Genomic DNA, 24,862 nt, shown 5'->3' with positions numbered 1-24,862 from the left:
GGTTTCGAGATGGCCGGATGTTGCGGTAACGATGTGAAGTTCGACGGGATGTCGAACGAGTATAAACGTCGGCTTTGGATTGTCATTGCGTTGAACGCGACGATGTTCGTGGTCGAAATGACTGCCGGACACTACGCAAAGTCTCAGGCACTTCAGGCCGACGCGCTCGACTTCCTAGGGGACGCACTGACTTACGGTATTTCCCTCGCTGTCATCGGTGCGTCTATCCGCGCTCGAACGAATGCTGCTTTGGCAAAAGGTATCAGCCTCTTCCTGATGGGCGCATGGGTGTTCGGCTCTACTGTTTACCGCGTTTTCTACATTGGTGTTCCGGAAGCCGAGATCATGGGGATCATCGGCGCACTGGCTCTCGCTACAAACCTCGCGAGTGTGTTCTTGCTTGTCAGCTACAAGGATGGAGACGCCAACGTGCGATCAGTCTGGCTATGCTCGCGGAATGATGCCATCGGCAACGTCGCGGTCATGATTGCAGCGTTGGGTGTCTGGGGCACCGCAACAGGCTGGCCTGACCTCATTGTCGCGGCGATCATGGCGAGCCTCTTTTTGTCATCTTCCTACCAAATCATCCGACAGGCACTTGAGGAAAGGCGCGAGGATGCTGCGCATGAGCATGAAGCGGCTCGGGCACGCTGACGTTCGCTGCGAAGAGCGCGCCGGGTATGTCTGGGCTCGCTCCGGACCTTAGCTGCGAGGATGGCTACGAGGCTGACCGATACCGCTTTTTGACGGCCGGACAAACTCCTGCTCGATAACTTCCGTACCCCATTGAGTGCCGGGCGTTTCGTCGACAAGGGCGAAGCCGTGCTTTTCATAAAGGTGGCGGGCGGCATCGAGCCCCTTGAACGTCCACAGACGGGTGCGGTCAAAACCAGCGGCATCCACGAAGGACGTGGCCTTCTCGAGAAGGAGGTTGCCGATGCCCAATCCCTGTGCTTCCGGGCTGACGATGAACCAGCGAAGGTGACAAACGCCCTCGTCCAAGTCTTCGCCATCGAGCGAGATCGACCCCAGCAAGTCGGGACCGCGATATGCAGTGAAGGTGGAATTCGAAGGGCTGTCGATCCGCCCCATGAACTCCGACATTTCCGTTGCGACCTTACGTTCGAAGACAGCGCCGAAGCCGTAGTTTTTTGCATAGTAGGTCGCGTGCAGATGCGCGACCGATGCGATGACGCCTGATCGATAGCCCTGCTGCAAGTCGATTTCTGGGGGCGTACGTAAGATGGCGCTTTCTTCCATCCGAAGCGCCTTTGCAAAAAGGCCCATGCCTGTTTCGATCTGTTCGACATCCTCCATTGCAAGCTGCTCGAAAGCGGAACGGAGTTGCCGCCGCCCAAACCGTTCAACCTCGGTCAACACTGTCCGACCCTCGTCGGTCAACACCAACCGTCGCGAGCGCTTGTCGTCAGGATTGGGTGCAACTTCAATCAGGCCGTCCTGCACCAGTTTCTGCACGAGACGACTAACACTGGATTTTTCCAGATGCAGCAGCTCGCCCAGATCGGTCGCGGTCGTGACCGTGCAGTACCCAAGTTCGATTATCGTATGTACAGCTGAAGGCGATAGGTCTGTCCCAGCCAAGCCTTTTTGCATGAAGCCAAGCTCGCGCACGATGTGCCTGGCGGTAGAGCGCATCCTGTCGATACGAGGGGTCGAAATTTCCTGATTCATAGTTGTATGATACAACTATTGTAGTCTTTGTCAGTACTGTTGTCGTTCATCAGCGAATGTGGCGGCGTTTGGCGGATAAGAAGAAACCGTTTGCTCAAAGGCTGCTATGCACAAGTTCCCATCCGGACTACGGTTGCATCATGACAGCCATAGTTTCCGTTACCTTTCTTCGCTTCGATATCCTGTCGACGTTAGGAAACCCTCTCGGGCCAAGGGGTAGGGCCGTCGCGCTTGCAGGTGGGGCCGTCCTGTTTTGGTCGACTTGGCCAACGCTCGCAACGCTGGCAGGAACGGCGCCTCCATTTCTGGTCTTCGGGTTGGCGTCCGCGATTGGTTTCGCCATCGCTCTGTTGATGGCCTTAGCTCAAGCGAACGTGCGCGAATTCGTACTAACACCTCCGAAGACCATGATATTTGTCGCCAGCGCGCTTCTGATCAACAATATCCTCTTCCTCGTGGCCATGCCACGCATCGGGCCTGCTGAAGCCAACGTCATCGCGTATCTTTGGCCAGTTATGTTGGTGGCAATCCTGTCGCTCACGAAGGGTGAGCGGCTAACGCTTCTGGCGAAGATCGGCATTGGACTGGGGTTTGTTGGCGCAGCATTGGCAATTGGCCCAACCTTTGAAAGAGGCTTCGACTACCTCGGCATCGTTCTCGCGTTTCTTAGCGGCCTCACCTTTGCGATTTATGCCGCGATCAGGTCGTCCGCGAAGAGCTCGGGTGAGGTCATCGGCCCTTCAATGGGAGTGTTAGCGGTGATGGCATTGATGGCGCATTGCTTATTCGAGGAACCGACATCGCTGTCTGTAACCCAATGGCTTGCGATTGCTGGCATTGGCATTGCTCCTTTGACACTCTCAAACGTCCTCTGGGACAAGGCGACACGAACAGGCTTCTCTTCGACGGTCTCCGGTATTGCTTACCTCACACCGATTGGGTCAATCGCGATTTTGGCTGTGTTCGGGGCCGCGGCAATCACGTGGGGAGCTGTGATCGGCGCACTATTGGTCGTGATAGGGGCGGTTGCCGCATCAGGTGTGGTCAAGGGCCGAGCGAAGCTTTCTCGCGACAGATAGCAGACCTTCGCCACTTTGCAGCAACTCGGTAGGTTTGGGCTCAATGCCGACTTCGGTGGCAGCGCAGCATGTAGGAGTTGGCGCTCTCCCCTACCCGCTCGCGGCCCTTTCCTGACATTGCGCACGCGCTATGGATGCTGCATTCGCAAACCGACTATCGGACGTTCGCTGCAACTGCTCTGTTCGGTTGATGGTCATGGACCGCGAAGCGGACAAATGCGACAAGACATACAAACGGATAGTCTGTTGCACACCTTGTGCTTGTGTTCTGTGGGCTCATCCCGCATGGGAAATTTGCTATGCATATGCTTTCTGCCCACAATCGCAGTGAGTTTCTAGCGGTCCCGCAGCTGATCCGATTTGACTTTGCCGCCGGACAGCATGATCGGGAGCCGACACTGCTAATAAAGGGGAGCACGCTGCTCCTGAAATACATTGTCCTAGGGACGCGCATGCAATTGGCGTTCGCGTCTCTTGACGGGCGGCTACTCTACGCGCTTCGCGTTTTTGACGACGATGCCGACGGGGCAATACTCTGGTCGGTCTGCGAACGCGAAGAAGAACTGGACGCCATCAAAGCCTTGGCCCAAGGGAAACCGATTGTAGCTTTTTTGCTCAACGAAATTGCCGTCAACGTCGCATGGAATGACGTAGCACCGTTACAGAAATTGGAAGGAATCTCCGCCGTCGCGAAGGATGCGTCGCTAGGGCCAATAGATCACTCCGCCATCAAAGAAGTGGCCACAAGTCTTTTAGATCAGCTTGTATTGGAGGACGGATCCAACGGCGATTGGCTGGTAGCCGAGATCGGTGGCAGTCGCGATTGGAAGCCATTACTCAACCACTTCATTACGGCGTCTGCTCAATCGAGCCTGATAAATTTGTTTGATGAAGATGAAGGAAATCAACAGGAGCAAATTGGGATTTGGCTCACTGACAACCTTCACCCACAAGAGGTCTACCATAGCCCGCAGCGCCCCTACAAAGAAAACGAAACGCGAGAATTAACGGACATTCTCTTAAGTTACGAGTTCGGTGCTACGTTGATTGAGTCCAAAACACTGTCGATGTTGGCGCGCAAGAGAATTCCTAATCGCGCGCGACTTCAACGCGACGTCTCTTCTCATTTAGCCAAAGCATTTAAGCAGTTACGTGGGGGCATTCGACAGATAAAGGATGGTGCTGAGATCACTGGCTACGGCGGAAAAGTCATATCGGTAAACCGAAACCAGCCTGCTCACGCAATCGTACTGGTGCCAGACCTAGACCTTATAGAGGTCCGTGAAGATTATGGTTCGGAGTTCATTGAAGAATTCATGTCCAATACTGGTGGGTTTCCTCATATCCTTGATATCTCCGAGCTACTTCGCGTAGTACAGGCAGCAGAGGCTCTTGCTTCGCGTGGCAAGACAACTACCCCCATGATGGCCTTCGACTACTATCTAATGGAAAGGGTAAAGAAGGCTGCAAACGCGGGAACTCTCTGCATCGAGGTCCTGTTGCGCTTTGTCGACGAATAGGTTCCTGACTTGGTGGAGCCCCGAGTTGGCCTCATGGTTGGCAGACGACAGTGCCGGTTGCGCCGACTTCCGTGCAAGCTGAGAAAAAGGACTGCATAAGCCAGTAAAGCTGGACGAAGGACGGAGATGGCCTTTGGCCGCCCTGTATCGCGGTTAGTTCTTCCACGAGCGCCTGCCGGCTGAGTGACGAAGTCACAATGACAGCGCGGCGGCGTGCATCCGGCGCCGTTCTCGCGCGATGAAGCGCGTCTGTTAAGTCAGCGACATTCGAGCGTATCGTTCGGTGGATTTGGGTTTGCTGATTGGGCGCGTTGTAGGTCGAACTCCACAGCTCTACCTTGCCTGCGATCCGTTCTTCTGGAAACGACATGTTTCCCAAGTTCTTGACCGCCTGACTGACTGACACATGGAAGGGGCTGGCACCGAGAGACAGAGCGCCGTGCTTTGCATGGTAGAATGAGATTTGAGTGGCGCCTGCGTCATCAGAGATACCTATGAAGTCAGCCCACTCATCGCCAAGGTCGTCGCACAGTAGAATCGGATCTGCAGCAGCAATGTGATCAATAGTTGCTCCGAAGCTTGAATTGCCATCGAACGCGGTATGTTCGGCGGTGAATTCCCCCTTCTCGCTTGTGACGGCCGACAGAGGCTCACAGACGCTAAAGTGCCGCAGAAAAGACTCGCCTCCGTTCACTAGGGTTTCGTCTCGGAACACCTGACCATCAATGTAGGCCAACCGCACATCCTCAAAAAGAACGATGAGTGCATTCATGCTGTCGAGATACGCCCGTAGCGTTTGCCGTTCACCATCTTCACCAAGAGCCTCACCGGCTGATTCCACATAAACGTCTGACAGCTGCGGTGATGACAGGGAGCGCAGAGCGATGCGATTCTTGTTCAGACAGATCGATGCGCACTGATCGCCTGTGGCTGGGTCAAGCGCCGCTCTCAGGCGGACATCGCCCTCAATATTCAGGGGATTGCTGAGTCTTTCCATCAGAGTCGTTATTTCGTCTGCAGACAGCTCGACTGCACCATCGTCCATCAGTCGGATGAGCCTGATGCCCTCCTCAACATCGTCCACCGCGTCCGCAAGTTTGGTAGTATCAATCGCCATCGCCTGGGGCTCTGAAGATTCCAGTGCTTCGGTTAACGATAGCGGCCGGGCGAAAGACCTGATGAATGGCGAGACGTTCGCATTATCCTCACCAAGCTCTTCAATAACGTACTTCGCAAAGGAAATGACACCGGGAAGATCCGTGCGCGCCGATCGAACACCAATGCGTCCTGTGCTCGGTGTTGCGGTGCTCTGAATACCATTTGTCACGACGCTGTATGTACGGGGCGCATACCGTCGGCTCCCGGCAGGGCCGACAACGTTAGCAAGATCTGCCGCGTCGACGGTCTTGGATCGCATCGCGTAGGGCGAAATGGACATGTTGCGCATCGTCATACGCTGGAAAACCGCATCTGCTTTAGCGATTGCACCTTCGACACGCGCCGATGCCACTGGCGAGAAATATGTCGTCTTGAAGACGGACGGGAGGTTCAAGCGGGACGTGAGGACTGCTGCATAGCCTTGATGTTCGATCAATAGCATAAATCCGTAGAGACTCTCTCGTATCGCCGTGGTGCTTTCGAGAAAGGAAGGCGAATTCTCATATCTGAAGCAAATTGCAGACCAGCGAACGTCGTCGAGTAGTTCACGTGTGTACTTGAACTCGTTTCGGGCCGTAACGCTGTGGTTTGCACGAAGCTTTACAAACAAGTCATCGATGGACCGGTTTGACAGCTTCTTTCGAATTGAATGAAAATTTGCAGATGTCGGAACGGAAAGATCATCTATCATAACAATCACCACAAATGCATGCACTGCGTGCAGATGCTTTCCAAGGGTTGAGCCTAGAACAACCTCCCAGTGCTGATCTGGCTTGTTGAAGCATCGTTGCTTTCTCCACTCCAGCAACCACTCCATAGTCGGCTCTTAGACGATTGAATCCAAGAGTGGCGCCTGCAAGACACAATGCCGAAAATCCGCAATCTGATCTACCCAAGACGGGATGAGCTTCTAAACTTCATTCGTTGACGCTGTCTGAAGGAAAAAGGCTTGAAGCGACGCGTATGAGCAGGCCAAACACTTGGATCGGAAGCGTCGCAAAAAAGCCGACCCTCGACTTTTCAGATGAATTACACGTCAGGCTGTTCATTCTTTGTTCTATACTTTAGTGTGTACCCATTAACAGATCCAAGTGAGGCAAGATGAAAATCAGAGTTAGTCAGTTCATTGATTTTGCATATGGGGATAAACGCAAGGACAAGGCTAAGGTCAAAAGCATAATCAGCGAACTCGATTTGCCTTATGATCCAGCCAAGGATCGATATAAGCAGTTTCGAGAGGCAATGACCTCCTATGAAGAAAAGGCGTTCTCGGAAAAGCAGTTCCTCGAACTCTATTCAAGCGTATCCGCTAATAAATCTGCTGGCTACAAGGTGCTTTGCCAAAACTATCTTGACCTGAAGGAGGATCACGCACTTATTTGGCAAGGGCGTAGTCCGATAGAAGCCGACATTTCAGGACTCCGCGTCTCAACTGCGTGGTACCTACGTACAGAAGCGAACAACCAAAGAAGAATAATTTTCCTACACTTTGGAAAAGACCAACTCCCTCGAAAGAAGGAACGCGGGCTATTGACTATCCTCCGAATGGCACAACCGGATTCCGCGGGCGTCGGCATTCTTAACATCCAGCCAGGAACACTCATTACTTCCACAAGACTTGACCAAGCCGAGGCCGAATATCTGCGTGAAAGAGCGGCCAAATTTATGGCGGTTTCCAAAAACTTGAAGTCCGATAGTTAGCAGCCAGCGCTATCAATCTCCAGACTTCACGAAATTGGTCTGCCCTCGCTGAACAAGTCCAGCGGCATCAAGTAGCGCACGGTTCGAAGTAGTTGCCGAAGAAAGAACAAAGTCCCACTCAAAGGCTTGAATGATAACGTTTGAATGATCACCACCGAGACGGCGCTCTCTGCCTCTACGGTTATGTATGTAATCCCAGGAAGCGATCTCATCCTTGAGACCACCTTGGAAATCCGCAACAATCATGCAGTGAAATCGGCAATCCTCTGAAACCAAGACGTTTCGCCGTCCGAAACCCTCAATCTGCCCCCTTTTTATCCGATCAACATACTGTGTGACCTGGCGCGTCACACTGTCGCCCGCAGAATAGCCGGTCCGACCTGGGTGCTTGAACTCAACGATGAACACTTGAGTAATCGGCTCTAAGTCGTCAACGCCTTCGACTCCGCCTTGTTGCCCAACAGGCGCGAGGCAATAAAGATGATCCCATAGTACAATGTCCGGTCTGAGGTCGCTCTCTTCATCTACGATCACTTGCTTCAGAGGGACATCCGATGCAAACCCTGACGCAAATGCAAGACGCTCATCTAGCAGCCAAAGATCATGAGCCGCATTTTCAGCTTTTGTTGGATCGTTGCTATTAATCCGCATCGGTACAATCAAAGAGTGCAACGTAGATTCAAGATGATACTTGTCGTCGCCATCGGCGCTACGCAGTCTACGGATGAGCTGGTCCATCAGATCGAGAACAACCCTACGCCTTGCCGCGTGGTGCGCAAGTGAGCTGCGCTCGTTGTCTTGAACATCCTGCGCAGCTTCACGAACAACTCTGTCAAAGTCTTCTGGAACAGCATCGCCTGAGACCAAGCTTTGCACGATGGTTGTGAGTCGTTCTTCGCGGTCACGTTCCTTTCGATAGCGAGGTAATGCGAGCTTCGCGACAAAGTCCTCGTGTGTTTTTGCGCCGACTGGAAGCGAAGCGAATATCTCCTCACTATCTCCAAATCCGAAAATCGGCTGCTCATTAAGAAACGCCTCAAAGTTACGACGGCGCTCGTTGTCGAAGTCCCGGAGCTGGTCAGCGATGAGGTTTTCTCTTGCTTGGTAGACCGATGCCTTAACAATATCGTCCAATTCTGAAGCCGGCACCGTGAACGAAGTTCTGCTTTCTGCAACGCGGTCGTCAAGGTATTTGCTGCCCACCACCAAGTGCATTGCAAGATCGTCTTGGTCGTTTGCTTTTAGGGCACCTATCCCGACAAGACTATCGATGTTCCTAGTTTCTACAGTTCGCTTGTTCCCAAGAAGGTGCAGCTGATGTCGGCCTTCGAGCCCCTGGCTCGCCTTTTTCTCGCAAAGATAACCTTCGATCCTTAGTTCGGGCACCTCTTCTTTAGCGTTAGCAGAAAGGTCCTCAGGGCCCTCTATGACAAGATCAACTACATCAACGGGGAACTCAGCAGATAGAGTGTTTCCCGCCTTGGTCGTAATCGACAACGTCACACGTGAACTACTTCCAGCTAGGAAATCCGCAATGAATTCGGCAGCTAAGTAGTCCTTAATTTTTTTGGCTTGCTTAGGAAATTCACTTGCGTAGGGGCCTTGCTTGAGCCCAGAGAGACGCACAATGGTGCCCGTTTCGTTCGCTCCAAAATCTTCAAAACTGGACGACAGATCTTCGATTTGCTCTTCACGCTTTAGGCGAAATTTGAATGCTCTCTGTGCGTATCGTTCTCCATCTCGGAACCGGGATTTCACCTCAACACTCTTAAACGCATCGAGCCAGTACAAGCGGCCAACTCCCTTCCCACCGCGTTGGCTCTTGAAGTCGGTATCAATCTCACAGAAAGCGTCATACCGGTCGGTCTCGAGCCCGATCCCGTTGTCGCGCACAATTATGTCTACATCCTCGCCACCAACACCCTCAATGTTTATCCTCACATGCCCGGGCTGACTATTTCCAAAGGCTTCGTGACGATCGTCAATCGCCATCATGGCGTTGCTGACAGCTTCAAGAAACGGCTGCATAGCCTGCGCAGCGTTCGAAGGCTTGGTAAGCTTTCTGACGCGATTGACGAGGTTTTCGCTTAAAGTGGTCATGGTGTGTTCCTGAAGGATTCCGGGGAAGATGCCCGTTCGAAACAATCATGTCACCCGGTAAAGCTTCTGAGCCCAAACAAGTACCCGGCGAATGCATCGTTGCCACCTCAACGTCTGCTTTGCGATTGAGAAGCAAATCCGCTCGCAACCGCAGCGAATGACGGCTTCCCGCCCCCACCCGACAAGATCTTTTGAAGCAATTTGGAACGCCACCAGCAGGCTCACGGGATTTGGACAAGCCAAACGCCGTTCGCCGTCAGGGTGGAGGCGCGGCCTCCCCCCTCGGACAAGACAAATAGACAAGGCCGTGTCCCCGCTGCGCTGCGGGCCGCACCAACCTTGTCGATTTGTCCTGTCTCGCCCCCCCCTCCGCGTTCACCACGTGGCAGATTTGCAGGAGCAGGCGGCTTCGCCGTCTGACCTTCAAATCACGCCCGATTTCCCGGTTGGGAATGGGATCAAACGAAGCAAGCGGGTTACTGGATGGGAAGTTGCAGACACAAAAATAGGAAAGTGTCTGTCGCAAAAGGCAGAACTATGTGTCGTCTCACAAGGGCTTAAGTGGCGGACCGAGGAGGATTCGAACCCCCGACCCCTTGATTCGTAGTCAAGTACTCTATCCAGCTGAGCTATCGGTCCACTGGCGCGTGGTCTAGTCCTGCGCGCCGGGGTTTGCAAGGGGGTATGTAAGCAAATCCGTCGATCGGGTCAGATGCCGTCGCCTTTAGGCAGACGGATCGAAAACACGGTGCCCTTCGGCCCTGTCCGATCCAACTCCAACGCACCGCCATGGCCACGCACCAACTCCTGAGCAATGGCAAGGCCCAAACCCGTGCCGCCTTTGGCAACACCGCCCTGGAACGGTTGGAACAGGTGCTCTTGGGCCTTTGGCGGCAGGCCTGGCCCGGTGTCCGCGATCTCGATCCACCAATTATCGGCATCTTCATAGGCGGACACGTTGATCTCGCCGGGCTTGCCGGTGGCAATGATCGCCTGACGCGCGTTTCGCACGAGGTTCGAAACAACCCGAAACAACTGCTCCGGATCGGCACGCAGGGAAAAGAGTGGCGGGATGTTTTCGCTCAGCGACAGGTCGTGATCGCCAACGGCGAGCCGCTCACTGTCCAGCACATCCGCCACAAGATCATCCAGCGTGAAGATCATCAAAGTCGGGCTTGGCTCCTCGGCCTTGCCAAAGGCTAGTGTGCTTTCACAAAGGTGCACAGCACGGGTCATCGAATTGACCAGCTTTGGCGCCATCCGTCGCACCAGCGGGTCTTCGGACGCCTCAATACGGTCCGTGAACAGTTGCGCCGAGGTCAGGATGTTGCGCAGATCGTGGCTGATCTTGGACACGGCACTTCCAAGCTGCGCCAACCGGTCTTTCTGGCGCAGGGCAGAAATCAATTCAGTCTGGAGGCTGCGTAACGCTTCCTCGGCCTCGCGCAATTCCGTGACACCAGCATTCGGCGTGATGATCCGGCGCGCGTCCTCGGGCGCGGCAGCATAGCGTTGCATATGGCCCACAACGCCGCGGATGGGCTTCACCAGAATGGCGCGCACCGCGACGAACAGCAGCCCCGCCGTGACAATAGATATGACAGCGGACAGAACCAGAATGCGGATACCGTAATCGATCATCGCCATGCGCAGCGGCTCGGTTTCCATCGTGACCTCGATCAGCAGACCCGCTTCGCGCGTCGGCGCACCGATCACGCGAATCACTTCATTCTCCGGTTCAAGGATCCGCATCAATGCATCGCGGATCAGCACCGGGGCGGTCCCGTCACGCAAATCAAAGGTGGCATCAATCGGCTGCGGCATGGGCGAGGCAAGCATAAGCTGGCGCACCTCGTCCCTGCGCAGAACCACGTTGAAAACACCTGCATTCTCAAGCAGCTCCTGCTCCAGATCACTGTCGATCATGTCATCGGCAAGCAGGGCCAGCGATGCAATCTGCGCACGCTCAAGGCGGTTTTGCAGATATTCTTCCCGGAACCGGGCAATGGACGGGACAAAGATCAACACCTCCGCCAGCATGACGAAGATCGTGGTCAGGATCAGGAACCGGCCGGAAAGTGAATTCATCATCGTGCTATGTGGTCAGGGAATAAGGCGCTGCACAAGTCCCACGACGCGCTTCACCATCGGGTTCTCAAACAGCCTCGGGCTGAAATAGGCGCCCGCCGCCCGCTTGTTGACCTCGCCGATGGTGGGGTACGGCGACACCATGGCGGCGACCTGGCTCATCTTCATGTTGTTGGCGATCACAAGCGACCACAGATTGATCAACTCGCCGGCCTGATGGCCCGCAATGGACACGCCCACGGGCCGCCCCCTGACCACCATCACCTTGATCAGGCCATCGGTCTTGCGTTCTGCAATGGCCCGATCGTTGTGATTGTAGTGAAAGCGCACGACTTCCAACTTGTCGCCATGCTGATCCTTCGCCTGCGCCTCGGTCGGGCCGACCTGCGCCAGTTCGGGATCCGTGTACGTGGCCCAGGGAATATGCGCCGTTTTCGCCTTGGACGGCAGGGCAAACAGCAGTGACCGGATGATGACACCTGCATGATAGCCCGCGACATGGGTGAATTGCAGGCCACCTGCCACATCACCTACGGCATAGACACGGCGGTTCGTCGTGCGCAGGCTGTCGTCAACCTTGACGCCCGTCTTTGTCGTCTCGATCCCCGCAGCCTCAAGGTTCAGCTTGTCGATGTTCGACTTACGCCCAACCGCCACCAACAGATGCGAGCCATCAAAACGACGCCCGTCCTTGGTATGCACGGTCACGGAACCATCTGCACCTTCGATCTTCTCGGCCAAGGCCCCTTCGACAATCTCGATCCCCTCGCGCCGCAGGTTGGTCAGCACCACCTCGACCATCTCGGGATCATCCTTGCCCAGCGCTTTGTCGCCTTCGATCACGGTCACTTTCGAACCCAGACGCCGGTGCGCCTGCGCCATTTCCATACCGATGGGACCACCACCAATGATCAGTAGGTGACCGGGACGCTCGCGCAACTCCCACAGCGTCTCGTTGGTCAGGTAAGGCACGGTTTCGATGCCATCGATGGGTGGCACAAACGGGCTGGACCCCGTCGCGATCACCACACGCCGCGCCTTGATGACCGTCTCGCCTGCCTGCACTTCGGTCTCCGAAATGAAGTGGCCAAACTCCCGAATGACCCGCACGCCCAGCCCTTCGAACCGCTCCTGGCTGTCCACGGGTTCGATCTGCGCAATCACCTGCGCCACATGGTCTTTGGCGGCTGCATAGTCCACCTGTGGTGCAGCATTCGCCACGCCATATTCCGCACTGTGGGTCTGGCCATAGGCCACCTTTCCGCTGGCAATCAGCGCCTTTGACGGCACGCAGCCATAGTTCAGGCAATCCCCGCCCATCTTGTGCCCTTCGAGCAGGACAACCTTGGCGCCCATCTGAACGGCACCTGCAGCAACAGACAGGCCCCCGGACCCGGCACCGATGACCAGGATATCGGTCTTGATACGTTTCATGTGCTTTACAGACCTTTCTTGCCCGTGACGGCCTTGACGACCACCGGCAGCAGGGACAGAGCCGCCAAACCAAGGATAGGCAGCAGAACATGCGGTTCAAAGATGATGCCAAGGTTCGGCGTCTCTCCGCGGGCGAACACCTCACCCAGCCCAGCGCCGACCGAGGTGTAGACAACAGACCCCGGAATGATGCCCAGGAAGGTCGAGATCACGTAGCGGTGCAGCGGCACCTGCATGAACGCTGGCACGAGGTTCGCAACAAAGAACGGCACGACAGGGACAAGCCGAATGACAAACAGCATCGACCACTGGTTTTCGTCGATGCCATCCTTGATCTTCTTGATGGTCCCTTTCGACGCTTCCATGCGCTGACCCAGCGTTTCGCCAAACCCGTGCCGGGCGGCAAGGAATATGATGGTCGCGCCAATGGTCGCCGCGGTGACGGTAAAGACTGACCCAAAGACCGTTCCAAACAGGAAACCGCCGGTCAGCGTAGCGATGCTGGCACCCGGCAACGAAAAGCCAACGATCAGGATGTAGACAGCGACATATACCAGCGCCGTCAGAACGTAATTCGCATTGCGAAAGTCGATCAATGCCTCGCGATTGTCGGCCAAGGTCTGAAAGCTCAGATAGTCGCGCAAGGTGAAGGCACCGATGGCCGCCACGATCAGGATTCCGATCAGCGGCAGGTTCCGCATCAGGCCGGATTTGCGGGGTTGGCTCGTGTCTGTCATGCCGTATCCTTTGATCGCACCGCGTCGCAGCGGCACATGTTGGGCGGTTTGTGACCTGAAAATGCGCTTGCCGCACGCCGCAAAACAGGGTGTTCACGCCCCGTTGAACGAATTCCCCCTATTCCGTGAGGTTTTTGGGACCGAAACCGTGCCTTTGAAACATACCAACCGGTGCAACCGCCTATTTGTTGCAAGGATGCCGAATTTCGGTGTCCAAAGGGTTTACTTGGACCACATGCGGCTTTAGAGGACGGGCTTCGAATACTGCCCTGTCCCGAATCCGCGGGTGCATGGGCCAACACATCCGGAGCCAATGCGATGAAACGCACCTATCAACCTTCAAACCTCGTGCGCAAACGCCGTCACGGTTTCCGTGCCCGCATGGCAACCAAGGCTGGCCGCAAGATCCTCAACGCCCGCCGTGCCCGCGGCCGGAAGTCGCTGAGCGCGTAAGCTTTCCCCGCAAGGGATGACAATGACCCCGCCGGAGGCCAGCCTGCCCAGCATCGACGCTGGCGCGGACACGCCGCCGGCGGGGCCTTTGCGTTTAGAGACCCTGAAAAAGCGCGCCGACTTCCTGCGCGCCGCCCGTGGTCGCCGCGTCGTGATGCCCGGCTTCATACTGCAGGCACGCAGCCGCGACGATGACGGCCCGATCCGCGTCGGTTTCACATGTTCCAAGAAAGTGGGCAACGCCGTGGCCCGCAACCGCGCCAAGCGCCGCCTGCGCGAAGTGGCGCGTCATGTGCTCAGCCGTTCGGGCGCGCCCGCCACCGACTATGTGTTCGTCGGTCGGGCCAAGGTCACGGCAAGCCGACCTTTCAACGCTCTGATCGCCGATTGTGCCGCTGCGTTGGAACGTCTGTCATGACACCCCTCGCTTTCATCGTCTCCCTGCCCGTGCGCGCCTACCGACTGATCTTTTCCCCCTGGGTCGGCTTCAATTGCCGCTACCAACCCACATGCAGCGCCTATGCGATGGAGGCGCTGGAAAAGCACGGCGCCATCAAAGGCACATGGCTCGCCGCCCGCCGCATCGGCCGCTGCCACCCCTGGGGCGGCGACGGCTATGACCCGGTACCGGAGAGCAAGCGCGAGCGTGACGACCCCTGACGCATCAGTCTGTGGACAACATGATCACGGCTCTTTCTCAAACGTGATGATAACGTCGCCGATATCCACACCTGCGCGCTTCATGTACGCGCGGTTCAGCAACCTGTCCTCGCTCAACAGCCACATCCAGTCATCAAAGGTCACGCGCAAGGTCCCGTCTGGCACCGGCAGGTCGATGGTGTACTGCCAGTTGAAGGTGTCGTCCTTCTCCTGACCCGTGGCCGTACCGATCACACCCGGCGCAGTGCCCTGCCAGCTGTCGGGGCCCGTCTTGGTCAGGGTCCAAACCCGCCGCTCGGTGCTCTGATCTTCATACACGAAGTCCTCGACTAGCGTCAGAACCTGCCCATTCCAAGTGCCCTCAATCTCCACGGTGAACCGACGCCGCACCGTGCCGAACACGTCCTGAAACTGACCATAGGCCGTCAAACGCCCGTCAAATAACTCCTCAAGGTTCAGCTTGCGCTCCGACAAAGCCTCATCATCCAGCGATGGTTTGCCGGTGCACGCCGCCAAGACAAACAGCCCCACAACCAAGATCATCCACCGCATCGCATGCCCTTCCGTCCTTTGCATGGGATACGGCGTACACGCTCTTTTGGTTCACGCCACCCTTGGTGTAAGAGAGCGCGATCCCAGCCCGTAAGGTGGCCCATGCTTGACGACAGCGACGACATCCATCCGCTCTTTGCCGGAGCCCCCGGCACAACGGAGTTCAAGAAACTGCGCAAACGCATCGTCCGCTACACGCGCGAGGCGATCGAGCAATACGGCATGATCGAACCGGGCGGCAAATGGCTCGTCTGCCTGTCGGGGGGCAAGGACAGCTACACCCTGCTTGCGGTGCTTTACGAACTGAAATGGCGCGGCCTCCTGCCGGTCGATATCCTCGCCTGCAATCTGGACCAGGGCCAACCCGGCTTTCCGGCAACCGTGCTGCCCGAGTTTCTGGAGCGCATGCAGGTCCCGCACCGGATCGAGTACCAGGACACCTATTCCATCGTGGTCGACAAGGTGCCCCAGGGGCGAACCTACTGCGCACTCTGCTCGCGACTGCGACGCGGCAACCTCTACCGCATCGCGCGCGAGGAAGGGTGTACGGCGGTCGTCCTCGGCCACCATCGCGACGACATCCTCGAGACGTTCTTCATGAACCTGTTTCACGGCGGACGTCTGGCAACGATGCCACCCAAACTCGTAAACGAGGAAGGCGACCTCTTCGTCTACCGCCCCCTCGCCCACGTGGCAGAAGCCGATTGCGAGAAATTCGCGCGCGCCATGAACTACCCCATCATCCCCTGCGACCTCTGCGGCAGCCAAGACGGGTTGCAGCGCCAGCGGGTCAAGCAGATCCTGGACGGATGGGAGGCAAACAGCCCCGGCCGTCGCCAAGTCATGTTCCGAGCCCTGATGAATGCGCGCCCGTCGCACCTTCTGGACCCCAAACTGTTCGATTTCACAGGACTGGTCCGCAACTCGGAACAATTTGAAGAAAAAAACGAGAACATTCCGGATCTGCGTTAAGCGCTGACTCACTTTGGCTTCCTACTCCTTGCACTGTCTGTGGATGCGACAGTGCAAGCCGGAAGAGGGGTCAAACATGCGGTTCCGCGCGCTCGAGAAGCTAAAAACGCTGCGGCAGGATGGGTTGGCAGCCGTGACGGGGCCGCAAATGCTGGCTTTTTTACCCGCCATCATCCTGGCCGCCTACTGGCTGGGAGGGGAAGTCGCACTGACGACGACCGCCATCGCCCTGCCACTGGCCTGGCTCACGTTCGGCGGGATCGAGGACATGATACGCCAGCGCGTTGCACGCAATCTGCAGCCGGGCTTGGTGTCGCAAGATGCCTTTTCGGGGAAAATCGATGCGGTCAGGCAGGATGCGCCCGGTGCCGATCGCAACAGCGCCATATTCTCCATCGAAATCGACGACCACGCCATGCTGGCAGAGCGTTTCGAACCGGCTGCCATTGATCGCATCCTGAAAGCGGTCGCAGACAGGTTGGTCACGACGATGCGCGACAGCGACATCCTCTGCCAAACCGGTGACTTTCGGTTTTCTCTGTGTCTTGGCCCGGTACAGCATCTCGACTTGGAAAGCTGCATTCAGCTGTCAGGCCGCTACCAACAAGCCATTGAAGAGCCAATCGCGATTGACGGCGCAACTATCTATGTCTCGTCCAGTGTCGGCTTCTGTCTGCTGAACCGAGCACCGGCAGAAACAGGCCGCGACTGGCTGAATGCATCGTTCGCAGCCCTAAACGAAGCACAACGGCGTGGCCCGTCGTCGGTTCGCGCCTACTCAACCGAACTGCATTCACGTCTCAAAAACCGCGCCTATCTGCGAGACGAAGTGGCCGCAGCACTTGAGCAAGGGCACATCCAGCCATGGTTCCAACCGCAAATCTCGACCGACACTGGCAAAGTCGCCGGTTTCGAGGCTCTGGCGCGCTGGATCCATCCCGATCGCGGTGCCATCTCGCCTGCCGAATTCCTTCCCGCAATTGAAGATGCAGGTCTGCTGGAACGTTTGGCCGAGATCATGATCTACCATAGCTTCACGGCGCTGAAGGCCTGGGACTCTGCCGGTCTGCACGTGCCCCATGTCGGTGTGAATTTCAGTGGCTCCGAACTGAACAACCCCAAGCTGGTGGACAAGGTGCGCTGGGAACTCGACCGCTTCGATCTGACACCGGATCGTTTGGCCGTTGAAATCCTCGAAACCGTGGTGACCGACAACACCGACGACACGATCACGCGCAACATAAACGCACTGACCAAACTTGGCTGTCGGATCGACCTTGACGACTTCGGCACCGGCCACGCGTCAATCTCCTCCATCCGCCGCTTCGGCGTGGGCAGGATCAAGATCGACCGCTCCTTCGTGATGAAAGCAGACCGCGATCCGGAACAGCAGCGGATGATCAGCGCCGTGCTCACGATGGCAGAGCGGATGGGAATCGAAACCCTAGCAGAAGGCGTGGAAACTGTCGGCGAACATGCATTGCTGGCACAGCTTGGCTGCGACTACGTGCAGGGGTTTGGCATCGCACGGCCGATGCCATTTGAAAAGACACTGGATTGGGTTCGCGCCCACGAGGCGAAATTGAAGGACGCGCCATCTCTTCCCGTACGACGCACGAATTGAAACGTCCCCAGCCATCATTGCGCAGACGTCCCTAGGTGCAAACTATGCCCTTGTCCCGATCGTGATGATTCCCGTGGTCATCCAGCCTTGCATCAAGCCCGAATCCGCTTGACCTTTGCCCCTGCACTCTGTTGAACCCGTGCAACGTTTCAGACAGCAGGTGGCAGTCCCCGATGGACGATCAGAACAAGAACCTCATTCTTGCAACGGCGCTCAGTTTCCTCGTCATTCTTGTATGGTTTGTGCTGTTTCCGCCGCCCGAACCTGATGTTCCGCTGGATGCCGCAGCACCAACCACCGCGCAAACGGAAGACGCAGGCACCGTGCCTGCCGCACCACCCGCACCCGGAACGGCGCAACCCTCGTCCGAAGCCGCGACCGACACCGCCGACGCTCCGCGCATCGACATCGAAACCAACCGCGTTGCCGGCTCCATTTCGCTCCTTGGCGGTCGCATCGATGACCTGCAACTCAAAGATTACCGCACCAGCCAGGAACCCGGCGCCGACATCGTGACCATGCTGTCGCCTGTAGGTTCTGCGGATGCCTATTACGCGGTTTATGGCTGGGCACCCGGTGGCGGCTTGGGCGCCGATGCGGTGCCAGGTCCAAATACACTCTGGGCACAGTCCGCCGGTGACACCCTTGCGGTCGGATCGCCCGTCACCCTGTCGTGGGACAACGGCGCGGGCCTGCTGTTCGAGCGTGAGATCAGCATCGACGACGATTACATGTTCAGCATCACCCAATCGGTGACCAACAACAGCGGCAGTGCCGTCCGTGCCGCACCTTACGGCATGTTGACCCGGCACGGGGAACCCTCCGACCTCAAGAACTTCTTCATCCTGCACGAGGGCGCCGTCGCCATGGCAGATGGCGAACTGGCTGAAACAAACTGGGACGAAATCCCGGAGGCCGCCGTCGATCCCGCCTGGGGCCGCCCCGCCATCGTGACCGAGGGTGTGACCGAAGGCTGGGTGGGCTTTACCGACCACTACTGGCAATCCATTCTGATCCCCACCGGCGTGCAAAGCTTTGATCAGGCACTGACATATGCCCCCCGCAGCGACGTCTACCGCGCCGTCACGCGCCTACCCGCCCAGGATGTGGCAGCGGGTGCAACGGTGGCTTTGCAAACCCAACTCTTCGCAGGCGCAAAGGAATGGGAAGCCATCCGTGAATACCAGTCCGCCGGGGTCGAGGGCTTTATCGACAGCATCGACTGGGGCTGGTTCTTCTTCCTGACCAAGCCGATCTTCTGGCTCCTGCATGAATTGAATGTCCTGATCGGCAACATGGGCTGGGCCATCATCGGCCTCACCCTGATTATCAAGGCCGTCCTCGTGCCGCTCGCCTTTAAATCCTACGTCTCCATGGCGAAGATGAAGGAACTCCAGCCCCAGATGGAGGAGCTGAAGGAACGCGCTGGCGACGACAAGCAGAAGCTCCAGCAAGGCATGATGGAGCTCTACAAGAAAGAAAAGGTGAACCCCGCCGCAGGCTGCCTGCCGATCCTCTTGCAGATCCCGATCTTCTTCTCGCTCTACAAGGTGATCTTCGTCACGATCGAGTTGCGCCACGCGCCCTTCTTCGGCCCATTCCAGGACCTCAGCGCGCCCGACCCCACCTCGATCATCAACCTTTTCGGCCTCTTGCCCAACGCCGCACCCGAGCCGACCAGCATCATGGCGCTCATCTTCATCGGCATCCTGCCGATCCTGCTGGGCATATCGATGTGGCTGCAGCAAAAGCTGAACCCGGCACCCACCGACCCCACGCAACAGATGATCTTTGCCTGGATGCCATGGGTCTTCATGTTCATGCTGGGCGGCTTCGCCAGCGGCCTCGTCGTCTACTGGATCGCCAACAACGTGATCACCTTCACGCAACAATACCTGATCATGCGCAGCCAGGGCTACAAACCCGACCTCATGGGCAACATCACCAGCGGCTTCAAAAAGAAGCAGGCAGAGGATGCCAAGAAGTGACGGGAACCCTCGCCCATATCTGGCGGCACCCGATCAAAGGCATCGGGTCCGAGGCGTGCGATCAGATTGAACTCACGCCAGAGGCTGCGGTGGTCGGGGACCGGGCGTGGGCGCTCCTGAACGCCGAAGCCGAGGACACAGACGCATGGCAGCCCCGGCGCAACTTTCTCCAGGTCGCGTCAGGCCCCGCGCTCGCAGCGGTCGGTGCGGTCAGCACCGACACGGGCGTTCTCCTTACCCACCCCGACCGCGACCCGCTGGACTTCAAACCCGAGACAGACCCGGCAGCCCTCGGCGCATGGATCAGTGACCTCTGGCCCGACAACCGCCCCGGCCCTGCGCGGTTGGTCAAAGCCCCGACCCAAGGCATGACGGACGTAGAATTCGCCTCCGTCTCCATCGGCAACCTGTCCTCCCTTCGCGCGCTCAGCCAAAAGGCAGGCATGCACATCGACATGCGCCGCTTCCGCATCAACCTCTGGCTCGACGGCCTCGCCCCGTGGGAAGAGATCGACCTGCTCAGCCGCGACATCACACTCGGCGGCGCAACGCTCTCACCGGTCGAACCCATCGAACGCTGCCGCGCGCCAGACGCCAACCCGCAAAACGGCCAACGCGACATCGGCATGCTCCGCACGCTCGAAGACGGCTGGGACACGCGCAATTTCGGCGTCTACTTCAAGGTCAAGTCGGGCGGTACCGTCGCCGTCGGCGACACGCTGCAATGACGCTACCCTTCCCCATCGCAGAGGCACCAGACCCGCAAACCGCCGAACAGGGCCGCCTCCTGTTCGCAGGCGAGACCGAGTTCGTCAAAGGGGTCGTCGCCATGTCCGGCCTGCCCCCCGCCGACCGGATGGAGGTCTGCTTTGCCGGACGCTCCAATGTCGGCAAATCCTCCCTCATCAACGCACTCACGGGCCGCAAGGGTCTCGCCCGCGCCTCGAACACGCCGGGCCGCACGCAGGAAATCAACTACTTCACCGCAGGCGACGACCACTATCTCGTAGACCTGCCGGGATACGGCTACGCCAACGCCCCCCTGCCCGTAGTCGAGAAATGGCAACGGCTGCTGAAACAATACCTGTCGGGCCGCCAAACCCTGCGCCGCGCCTTTGTCCTGATCGACGCCCGCCACGGGATCAAGAAGGTGGATGAGGACATCCTCAAACTCCTCGACACCTCCGCCGTCACCTTCCAATGTGTGCTGACCAAGGCGGACAAGGTCAAAGCCAAGGACCGCGAGGCTGTGCTGACGCAGGTCCGACAGGCGCTCTCCAAACACCCCGCCGCCTTCCCCGAGATCGTCCTGACCAGCAGCGAAAAGGGCGACGGCATCGAAACCCTCCGCGCCATCATCGCCACGCTCGAATAGCAGGACCGCGGCGCTGGTATTCAAATCTTGCGCGCCAGCGCTCAATTCCGGATAAGCGGCGAAACCGTCAAGGCCGCCAAGAGATGAAGACCCAAGACATGAACCGCGACTGGATCGCCACCGCCCGCACGCTCAGCCAGGCCCTGCCCTATATGCAGCGCTACACGGGCGCCACCGTCGTCATCAAGCTCGGCGGCCACGCCATGGGCTCGGACGAGGCGATGGAGAGCTTTGCGAGCGACGTCGTCCTGATGCGGCAAGTGGGTGTGAACCCGGTGATCGTCCACGGCGGCGGGCCGATGATCAACGACATGCTGAAACGGCTCGACATCAAGTCGGATTTCGTGAACGGCAAGCGCGTAACGGACGCTGCCACCATGGAAGTGGTCGAGATGGTACTGTCGGGCGTCGTCAACAAGCGCATCGTGCAGGCCATCAACCGCGCGGGGGGCAAGGCCGTGGGCCTCTCGGGCAAGGACGCGAACCTCATCACCTGCGACCAGACGGACGCCGCCCTCGGCCTCGTCGGCACCCCGGCCCAGATGGACCCGACGATCCTGTCGACGCTCTTTGAACGCTCCATGATCCCGGTCATCGCCCCGCTGGGCTCGGGCAAGAACGGCGAGACCTTCAACATCAACGGCGACACCGCCGCCGGTGCCATCGCGGGCGCGCTCAAGGCTGACCGCCTCCTCCTGCTGACCGATGTCTCCGGCGTCAAAAACGCCGAAGGCGAGGTCGTGACCGAACTCACCGCCGATCAGATCCGCGACCTGACCGCCGACGGCACCATCGCGGGCGGGATGATCCCCAAGACCGAAACCGCGCTCGACGCCATCGCAAGCGGCGTGCGCGCTGTCGTCATCCTCGACGGACGTGCGCCAAACGCCTGTCTTCTCGAACTTTTCACCGACCACGGCGCCGGCTCCATCATCCGCCCCCGCTGACACAAACGTGTCCGCGCGCCGCATTGCCTGACACGGGCGACACGGTAGATATGGGTCATGGAACACGAAACCCTGATCCGTTTTGGCGTCTTTCTCGGCCTCTTCGCGCTCTTTGCATTGGCCGAAACCCTGCTGCCGCGCCGTGAACGCACCCAATCGCGCAAACAGCGCTGGGTGACGAATTGGGGCATCACTATCGCCAATACACTGACGATCCGGGCCATGGCTTTCCTGCTGCCTGTCCTCGCCGTGGGTGCCGCGATTGATGCCAGCAATCAGGGCTGGGGCCTGTTCAACGCGCTCACACTGCCCGTCTGGATCGAGATCATCGCAGCCATCCTGATCCTCGACTTCATCATCTGGGCCCAGCACCTGATCACGCACAAGGTCCCCCTCCTCTGGCGCCTACACCGCGTCCATCACGCTGACGTGGACATGGACGTGACCACCGCCATCCGCTTCCACCCGATCGAGATTGGCCTGTCGATGCTGATCAAGATCGGCGCCGTCTACCTGCTCGGCCCCTCCGCCCTCGCCGTGATCCTGTTCGAGATCATCCTGAACGGCACCGCCATGTTCAACCACGCCAACATCCGCCTGCCCCTCTGGCTCGACGCCATCGTGCGGCGCGTGATGGTGACGCCCGATATGCACCGCGTCCACCACTCGGTCCACCGGCACGAGCACGACAGCAATTACGGCTTCTCTCTGTCGATCTGGGACCGCATGTTCGGCACCTATATCGCGCAGCCCGAGGCCGGGCATGACGACATGCAGGTAGGGCTGGAATGGCAAGACGACCGCCCGGCCAAACTCGGCTGGTCCCTCGCCCTGCCCTTTGCCCGGAAATGAAACTGGACGCCATCGCCGCTGCAGTGAAACCGCACGGCCTGATGGTCATGGGTGTGGCGGCAAACCGTGTGCTGATCGGCACCGACGCGGGCTGGTGGGACATCTTCACGCAAAGCCCCGAATACCTGAACAAGGTCCAGGATCCGGTCGACACATGGTCCAAGCGCATCATGGGCAGCATCGCTGCGGACATGGGCGCCAAGGCCCACTACCCGTCCGACGGTCCACCCTACGCGCCGTTCATCGCATGGGCGCTCGACACGGGCCGCTTCTGGCAAAGCCCAACCGGCATGATGATCCATGAAAAAGCCGGATTAATGATTTCTTTACGTTGCGCGCTTGAATTCATTGAGGAATTTGAATCTGTCCCCGCGGGGACAAATCCATGCGACACTTGCGCCACTAAACCCTGCATCTCCGCCTGCCCCGTAGACGCCCTGTCTGACAGCCATTTCTACGACGTCCCAACCTGTAAGGCGTATCTCGATACGCCAGAGGGTGCTGCCTGCATGGCCGGCGGCTGCCTCGCCCGCCGCGCCTGCCCCGTCAGCAATTCCTTCGGCCGGCCCGACGCGCAATCCGCGTTCCACATGAAGGCGTTCCACCCATGACCCGCACGCTCATCCTCATGCGCCATGCGAAATCCAGTTGGGACAAACCGGATCTGGCGGACCACGACCGCCCCTTGAACCCGCGCGGCGTCGCCTCTGCCGAAGCCATGGGACAGTGGCTGCGCGACAACGGACACGTACCCGACGCAGCCGTCAGCTCCAGCAGCGAACGCACCGGACAAACCTTTCTCGGGCTGAAATTCGACATCCCCATCACCTTCACCCGCGCGCTCTACCACGCGGGTCCAGAGATGATGATGGAGGTGCTGCAAGGGCAAAGCGCAGAAACGGTTCTCATGCTCGGGCACAACCCGGGCATTGCGGACTTTGCTGATCGGATCGTCGCGCAACCGCCAAGGCATCCCCGGTTTGCGGACTATCCCACCTGCGCCGCAACAGTGATCCGCTTTGACACCGACACCTGGAACGACATCGGCTGGCGCGAGGCCCAGCCGATCGATTTCGCGATACCGCGCGAAGTGATGCGGTAGGGCGGGGTTTCACCCCGCCGCAGGTCAATGCCCGAGGATCTGGCTCAAGAACAGCTGCGTCCGCGGAGACTTCGGATTGTTGAAGAACTCTTCCGGCTCGTTCTGTTCGACGATCTGCCCTTCATCCATGAAAATCACGCGGTTCGCCACCTGACGGGCAAAGCCCATCTCGTGCGTCACGCAGAGCATGGTCATCCCCTCTTCGGCCAGCTCGACCATGGTGTCGAGCACCTCCTTGATCATCTCTGGGTCAAGCGCCGATGTCGGTTCGTCGAACAGCATGATACGTGGGCGCATACAGAGCGAACGGGCAATCGCCACCCGCTGCTGCTGACCGCCCGAGAGCTGACCGGGATACTTGTCGGCCTGATCGGGGATCTTCACCTTTTCCAGGAAGTGCATCGCGATTTCTTCGGCTTCCTTCTTGGGCGTCTTGCGCACCCAGATCGGGGCCAGCGTGCAGTTCTCAAGGATCGACAGATGCGGGAACAGGTTGAAGTGCTGAAAGCACATGCCAACCTCGGACCGGATCTTGTCGATGTTCTTGAGGTCCGAAGACAGCACGGTTCCATCGACGGTGATCGTGCCTTGCTGATGCTCCTCCAGCGCGTTGATGCAGCGGATCAGCGTGGATTTGCCCGAGCCCGAAGGCCCCGCAATCACGATCCGTTCGCCGCGATAGACGGTCAGGTCGATGTCGCGCAGCACGTGGAAGGTGCCGTACCACTTGTTCATCTTGTCGATGGACACCGCCACCTCATCCGACACGTTGGCCGCGACGTGCGGCAGATCGCTTTCGGGCAGGGTTGTTGTTGTATCAGTCATTGT

At 58.2% G+C, this 24,862-nt stretch carries 24 protein-coding genes and 1 tRNA gene; 16 read left to right on the top strand and 9 right to left on the bottom strand.

The genetic code is table 11. From position 1 onward, the window contains the following. The first annotated feature begins 9 nt into the window (after positions 1-9). The gene (locus KUV51_RS00370) at positions 10-654 is read left to right on the top strand and encodes a cation transporter (protein ID WP_222519653.1); all 645 of its coding nucleotides are present in this window, start codon (positions 10-12) and stop codon (positions 652-654) included. A gap of 48 nt (positions 655-702) precedes the next feature. Here KUV51_RS00370 and KUV51_RS00365 read toward each other — a convergent pair whose 3' ends face one another. Next, entirely contained in the window at positions 703-1,692 is a 990-nt protein-coding gene (locus KUV51_RS00365) for a helix-turn-helix domain-containing GNAT family N-acetyltransferase (protein WP_261385578.1), read from the bottom strand. A 140-nt stretch (positions 1,693-1,832) separates the two neighbouring features. Here KUV51_RS00365 and KUV51_RS00360 point away from each other — a divergent pair, with 140 nt between their 5' ends. Next, on the top strand, positions 1,833-2,771 hold the full coding sequence (locus KUV51_RS00360) for a DMT family transporter (RefSeq protein ID WP_222519652.1): 939 nt from the start codon (positions 1,833-1,835) through the stop codon (positions 2,769-2,771). A 305-nt stretch (positions 2,772-3,076) separates the two neighbouring features. Beyond that, positions 3,077-4,291 carry a hypothetical protein gene (locus KUV51_RS00355; protein ID WP_222519651.1) on the top strand — a complete coding sequence of 405 codons (1,215 nt, stop codon included), beginning with the start codon at positions 3,077-3,079 and terminating at the stop codon, positions 4,289-4,291. Positions 4,292-4,322: 31 nt separating this feature from the next. Here the strand turns inward: KUV51_RS00355 and KUV51_RS00350 are convergent, their stop codons facing one another. After that, positions 4,323-6,266: a hypothetical protein gene (locus KUV51_RS00350; protein ID WP_222519650.1), complete on the bottom strand. Its 1,944-nt coding sequence runs from the start codon at positions 6,264-6,266 to the stop codon at positions 4,323-4,325. 284 nt (positions 6,267-6,550) lie between these two features. Here KUV51_RS00350 and KUV51_RS00345 point away from each other — a divergent pair, with 284 nt between their 5' ends. Further along, the gene (locus tag KUV51_RS00345) at positions 6,551-7,150 is read left to right on the top strand and encodes a hypothetical protein (protein WP_222519649.1); all 600 of its coding nucleotides are present in this window, start codon (positions 6,551-6,553) and stop codon (positions 7,148-7,150) included. 12 nt (positions 7,151-7,162) lie between these two features. On the opposite strand, the gene KUV51_RS00340 is transcribed toward KUV51_RS00345, so the two are convergent. From KUV51_RS00340 to KUV51_RS00320, 5 genes are all read right to left on the bottom strand, one after another. Further along, complete coding sequence (locus KUV51_RS00340) at positions 7,163-9,250, bottom strand: ATP-binding protein (RefSeq protein ID WP_222519648.1); 2,088 nt, start codon at positions 9,248-9,250, stop codon at positions 7,163-7,165. 562 nt (positions 9,251-9,812) lie between these two features. Further along, positions 9,813-9,889: transfer RNA gene (locus tag KUV51_RS00335), tRNA-Arg, on the bottom strand. Between the two features lie 69 nt (positions 9,890-9,958). Next, positions 9,959-11,341 (bottom strand): sensor histidine kinase, encoded by a 1,383-nt coding sequence (locus KUV51_RS00330; protein ID WP_222519647.1) that lies wholly within the window; start codon positions 11,339-11,341, stop codon positions 9,959-9,961. A 12-nt stretch (positions 11,342-11,353) separates the two neighbouring features. After that, positions 11,354-12,772 carry a dihydrolipoyl dehydrogenase family protein gene (locus tag KUV51_RS00325; protein ID WP_222519646.1) on the bottom strand — a complete coding sequence of 473 codons (1,419 nt, stop codon included), beginning with the start codon at positions 12,770-12,772 and terminating at the stop codon, positions 11,354-11,356. 5 nt (positions 12,773-12,777) lie between these two features. Then, positions 12,778-13,509 (bottom strand): TVP38/TMEM64 family protein, encoded by a 732-nt coding sequence (locus KUV51_RS00320; RefSeq protein ID WP_222519645.1) that lies wholly within the window; start codon positions 13,507-13,509, stop codon positions 12,778-12,780. A 318-nt stretch (positions 13,510-13,827) separates the two neighbouring features. Here KUV51_RS00320 and rpmH point away from each other — a divergent pair, with 318 nt between their 5' ends. Genes rpmH through yidD form a run of 3 tightly spaced genes read left to right on the top strand, consistent with a single transcriptional unit; the run spans position 13,828 to position 14,622 of the window. Then, a complete protein-coding gene (gene rpmH, locus KUV51_RS00315; protein ID WP_005980833.1) occupies positions 13,828-13,962 on the top strand; it encodes a 50S ribosomal protein L34 in 135 nt (44 codons plus the stop codon). 22 nt (positions 13,963-13,984) lie between these two features. Further along, positions 13,985-14,380: a ribonuclease P protein component gene (gene rnpA, locus KUV51_RS00310; RefSeq protein ID WP_222519644.1), complete on the top strand. Its 396-nt coding sequence runs from the start codon at positions 13,985-13,987 to the stop codon at positions 14,378-14,380. Beyond that, positions 14,377-14,622, top strand: coding sequence for a membrane protein insertion efficiency factor YidD (yidD, locus tag KUV51_RS00305; RefSeq protein ID WP_222519643.1), 246 nt, complete (start codon positions 14,377-14,379; stop codon positions 14,620-14,622). Before rnpA ends, yidD begins: the two co-directional genes overlap by 4 nt. A 24-nt stretch (positions 14,623-14,646) precedes the next feature. Here the strand turns inward: yidD and KUV51_RS00300 are convergent, their stop codons facing one another. Next, positions 14,647-15,174 carry a DUF3833 domain-containing protein gene (locus tag KUV51_RS00300; RefSeq protein WP_222519642.1) on the bottom strand — a complete coding sequence of 176 codons (528 nt, stop codon included), beginning with the start codon at positions 15,172-15,174 and terminating at the stop codon, positions 14,647-14,649. Between the two features lie 102 nt (positions 15,175-15,276). On the opposite strand from KUV51_RS00300, the gene ttcA reads away from it, so the two are divergent. The 9 genes from ttcA (at position 15,277) to KUV51_RS00255 (ending at position 24,034) form a co-directional block, all read left to right on the top strand. Next, the gene (gene ttcA, locus KUV51_RS00295) at positions 15,277-16,146 is read left to right on the top strand and encodes a tRNA 2-thiocytidine(32) synthetase TtcA (protein WP_222519641.1); all 870 of its coding nucleotides are present in this window, start codon (positions 15,277-15,279) and stop codon (positions 16,144-16,146) included. Between the two features lie 76 nt (positions 16,147-16,222). Next, positions 16,223-17,770 (top strand): putative bifunctional diguanylate cyclase/phosphodiesterase, encoded by a 1,548-nt coding sequence (locus KUV51_RS00290; RefSeq protein ID WP_222519640.1) that lies wholly within the window; start codon positions 16,223-16,225, stop codon positions 17,768-17,770. Positions 17,771-17,943: 173 nt separating this feature from the next. Next, a complete protein-coding gene (gene yidC, locus KUV51_RS00285) occupies positions 17,944-19,758 on the top strand; it encodes a membrane protein insertase YidC (protein ID WP_222519639.1) in 1,815 nt (604 codons plus the stop codon). Then, positions 19,755-20,486 carry an MOSC domain-containing protein gene (locus tag KUV51_RS22220; RefSeq protein ID WP_222519638.1) on the top strand — a complete coding sequence of 244 codons (732 nt, stop codon included), beginning with the start codon at positions 19,755-19,757 and terminating at the stop codon, positions 20,484-20,486. The genes yidC and KUV51_RS22220 overlap by 4 nt, the downstream gene beginning before the upstream one ends. Continuing rightward, the gene (yihA, locus tag KUV51_RS00275; RefSeq protein ID WP_222519637.1) at positions 20,483-21,133 is read left to right on the top strand and encodes a ribosome biogenesis GTP-binding protein YihA/YsxC; all 651 of its coding nucleotides are present in this window, start codon (positions 20,483-20,485) and stop codon (positions 21,131-21,133) included. Before KUV51_RS22220 ends, yihA begins: the two co-directional genes overlap by 4 nt. 83 nt (positions 21,134-21,216) lie before the next feature. Continuing rightward, positions 21,217-22,080, top strand: a complete 864-nt coding sequence (gene argB / locus KUV51_RS00270) for an acetylglutamate kinase (protein WP_222519636.1) — start codon at positions 21,217-21,219, stop codon at positions 22,078-22,080. Positions 22,081-22,137: 57 nt separating this feature from the next. Next, positions 22,138-22,932, top strand: coding sequence for a sterol desaturase family protein (locus KUV51_RS00265; RefSeq protein ID WP_222519635.1), 795 nt, complete (start codon positions 22,138-22,140; stop codon positions 22,930-22,932). After that, positions 22,929-23,543 carry a ferredoxin gene (locus KUV51_RS00260; protein ID WP_222519634.1) on the top strand — a complete coding sequence of 205 codons (615 nt, stop codon included), beginning with the start codon at positions 22,929-22,931 and terminating at the stop codon, positions 23,541-23,543. The genes KUV51_RS00265 and KUV51_RS00260 overlap by 4 nt, the downstream gene beginning before the upstream one ends. Further along, entirely contained in the window at positions 23,540-24,034 is a 495-nt protein-coding gene (locus tag KUV51_RS00255; RefSeq protein ID WP_222519633.1) for a SixA phosphatase family protein, read from the top strand. The genes KUV51_RS00260 and KUV51_RS00255 overlap by 4 nt, the downstream gene beginning before the upstream one ends. Positions 24,035-24,058: 24 nt before the next feature. On the opposite strand, the gene KUV51_RS00250 is transcribed toward KUV51_RS00255, so the two are convergent. Further along, positions 24,059-24,859, bottom strand: coding sequence for an amino acid ABC transporter ATP-binding protein (locus KUV51_RS00250; protein ID WP_315898775.1), 801 nt, complete (start codon positions 24,857-24,859; stop codon positions 24,059-24,061). Positions 24,860-24,862 lie beyond the last annotated feature (3 nt).

Source organism: Tateyamaria omphalii (assembly GCF_019802125.1).
Taxonomy (GTDB): domain Bacteria; phylum Pseudomonadota; class Alphaproteobacteria; order Rhodobacterales; family Rhodobacteraceae; genus Tateyamaria; species Tateyamaria omphalii_B.
This window is presented reverse-complemented; position numbering and strand designations above follow the sequence as displayed.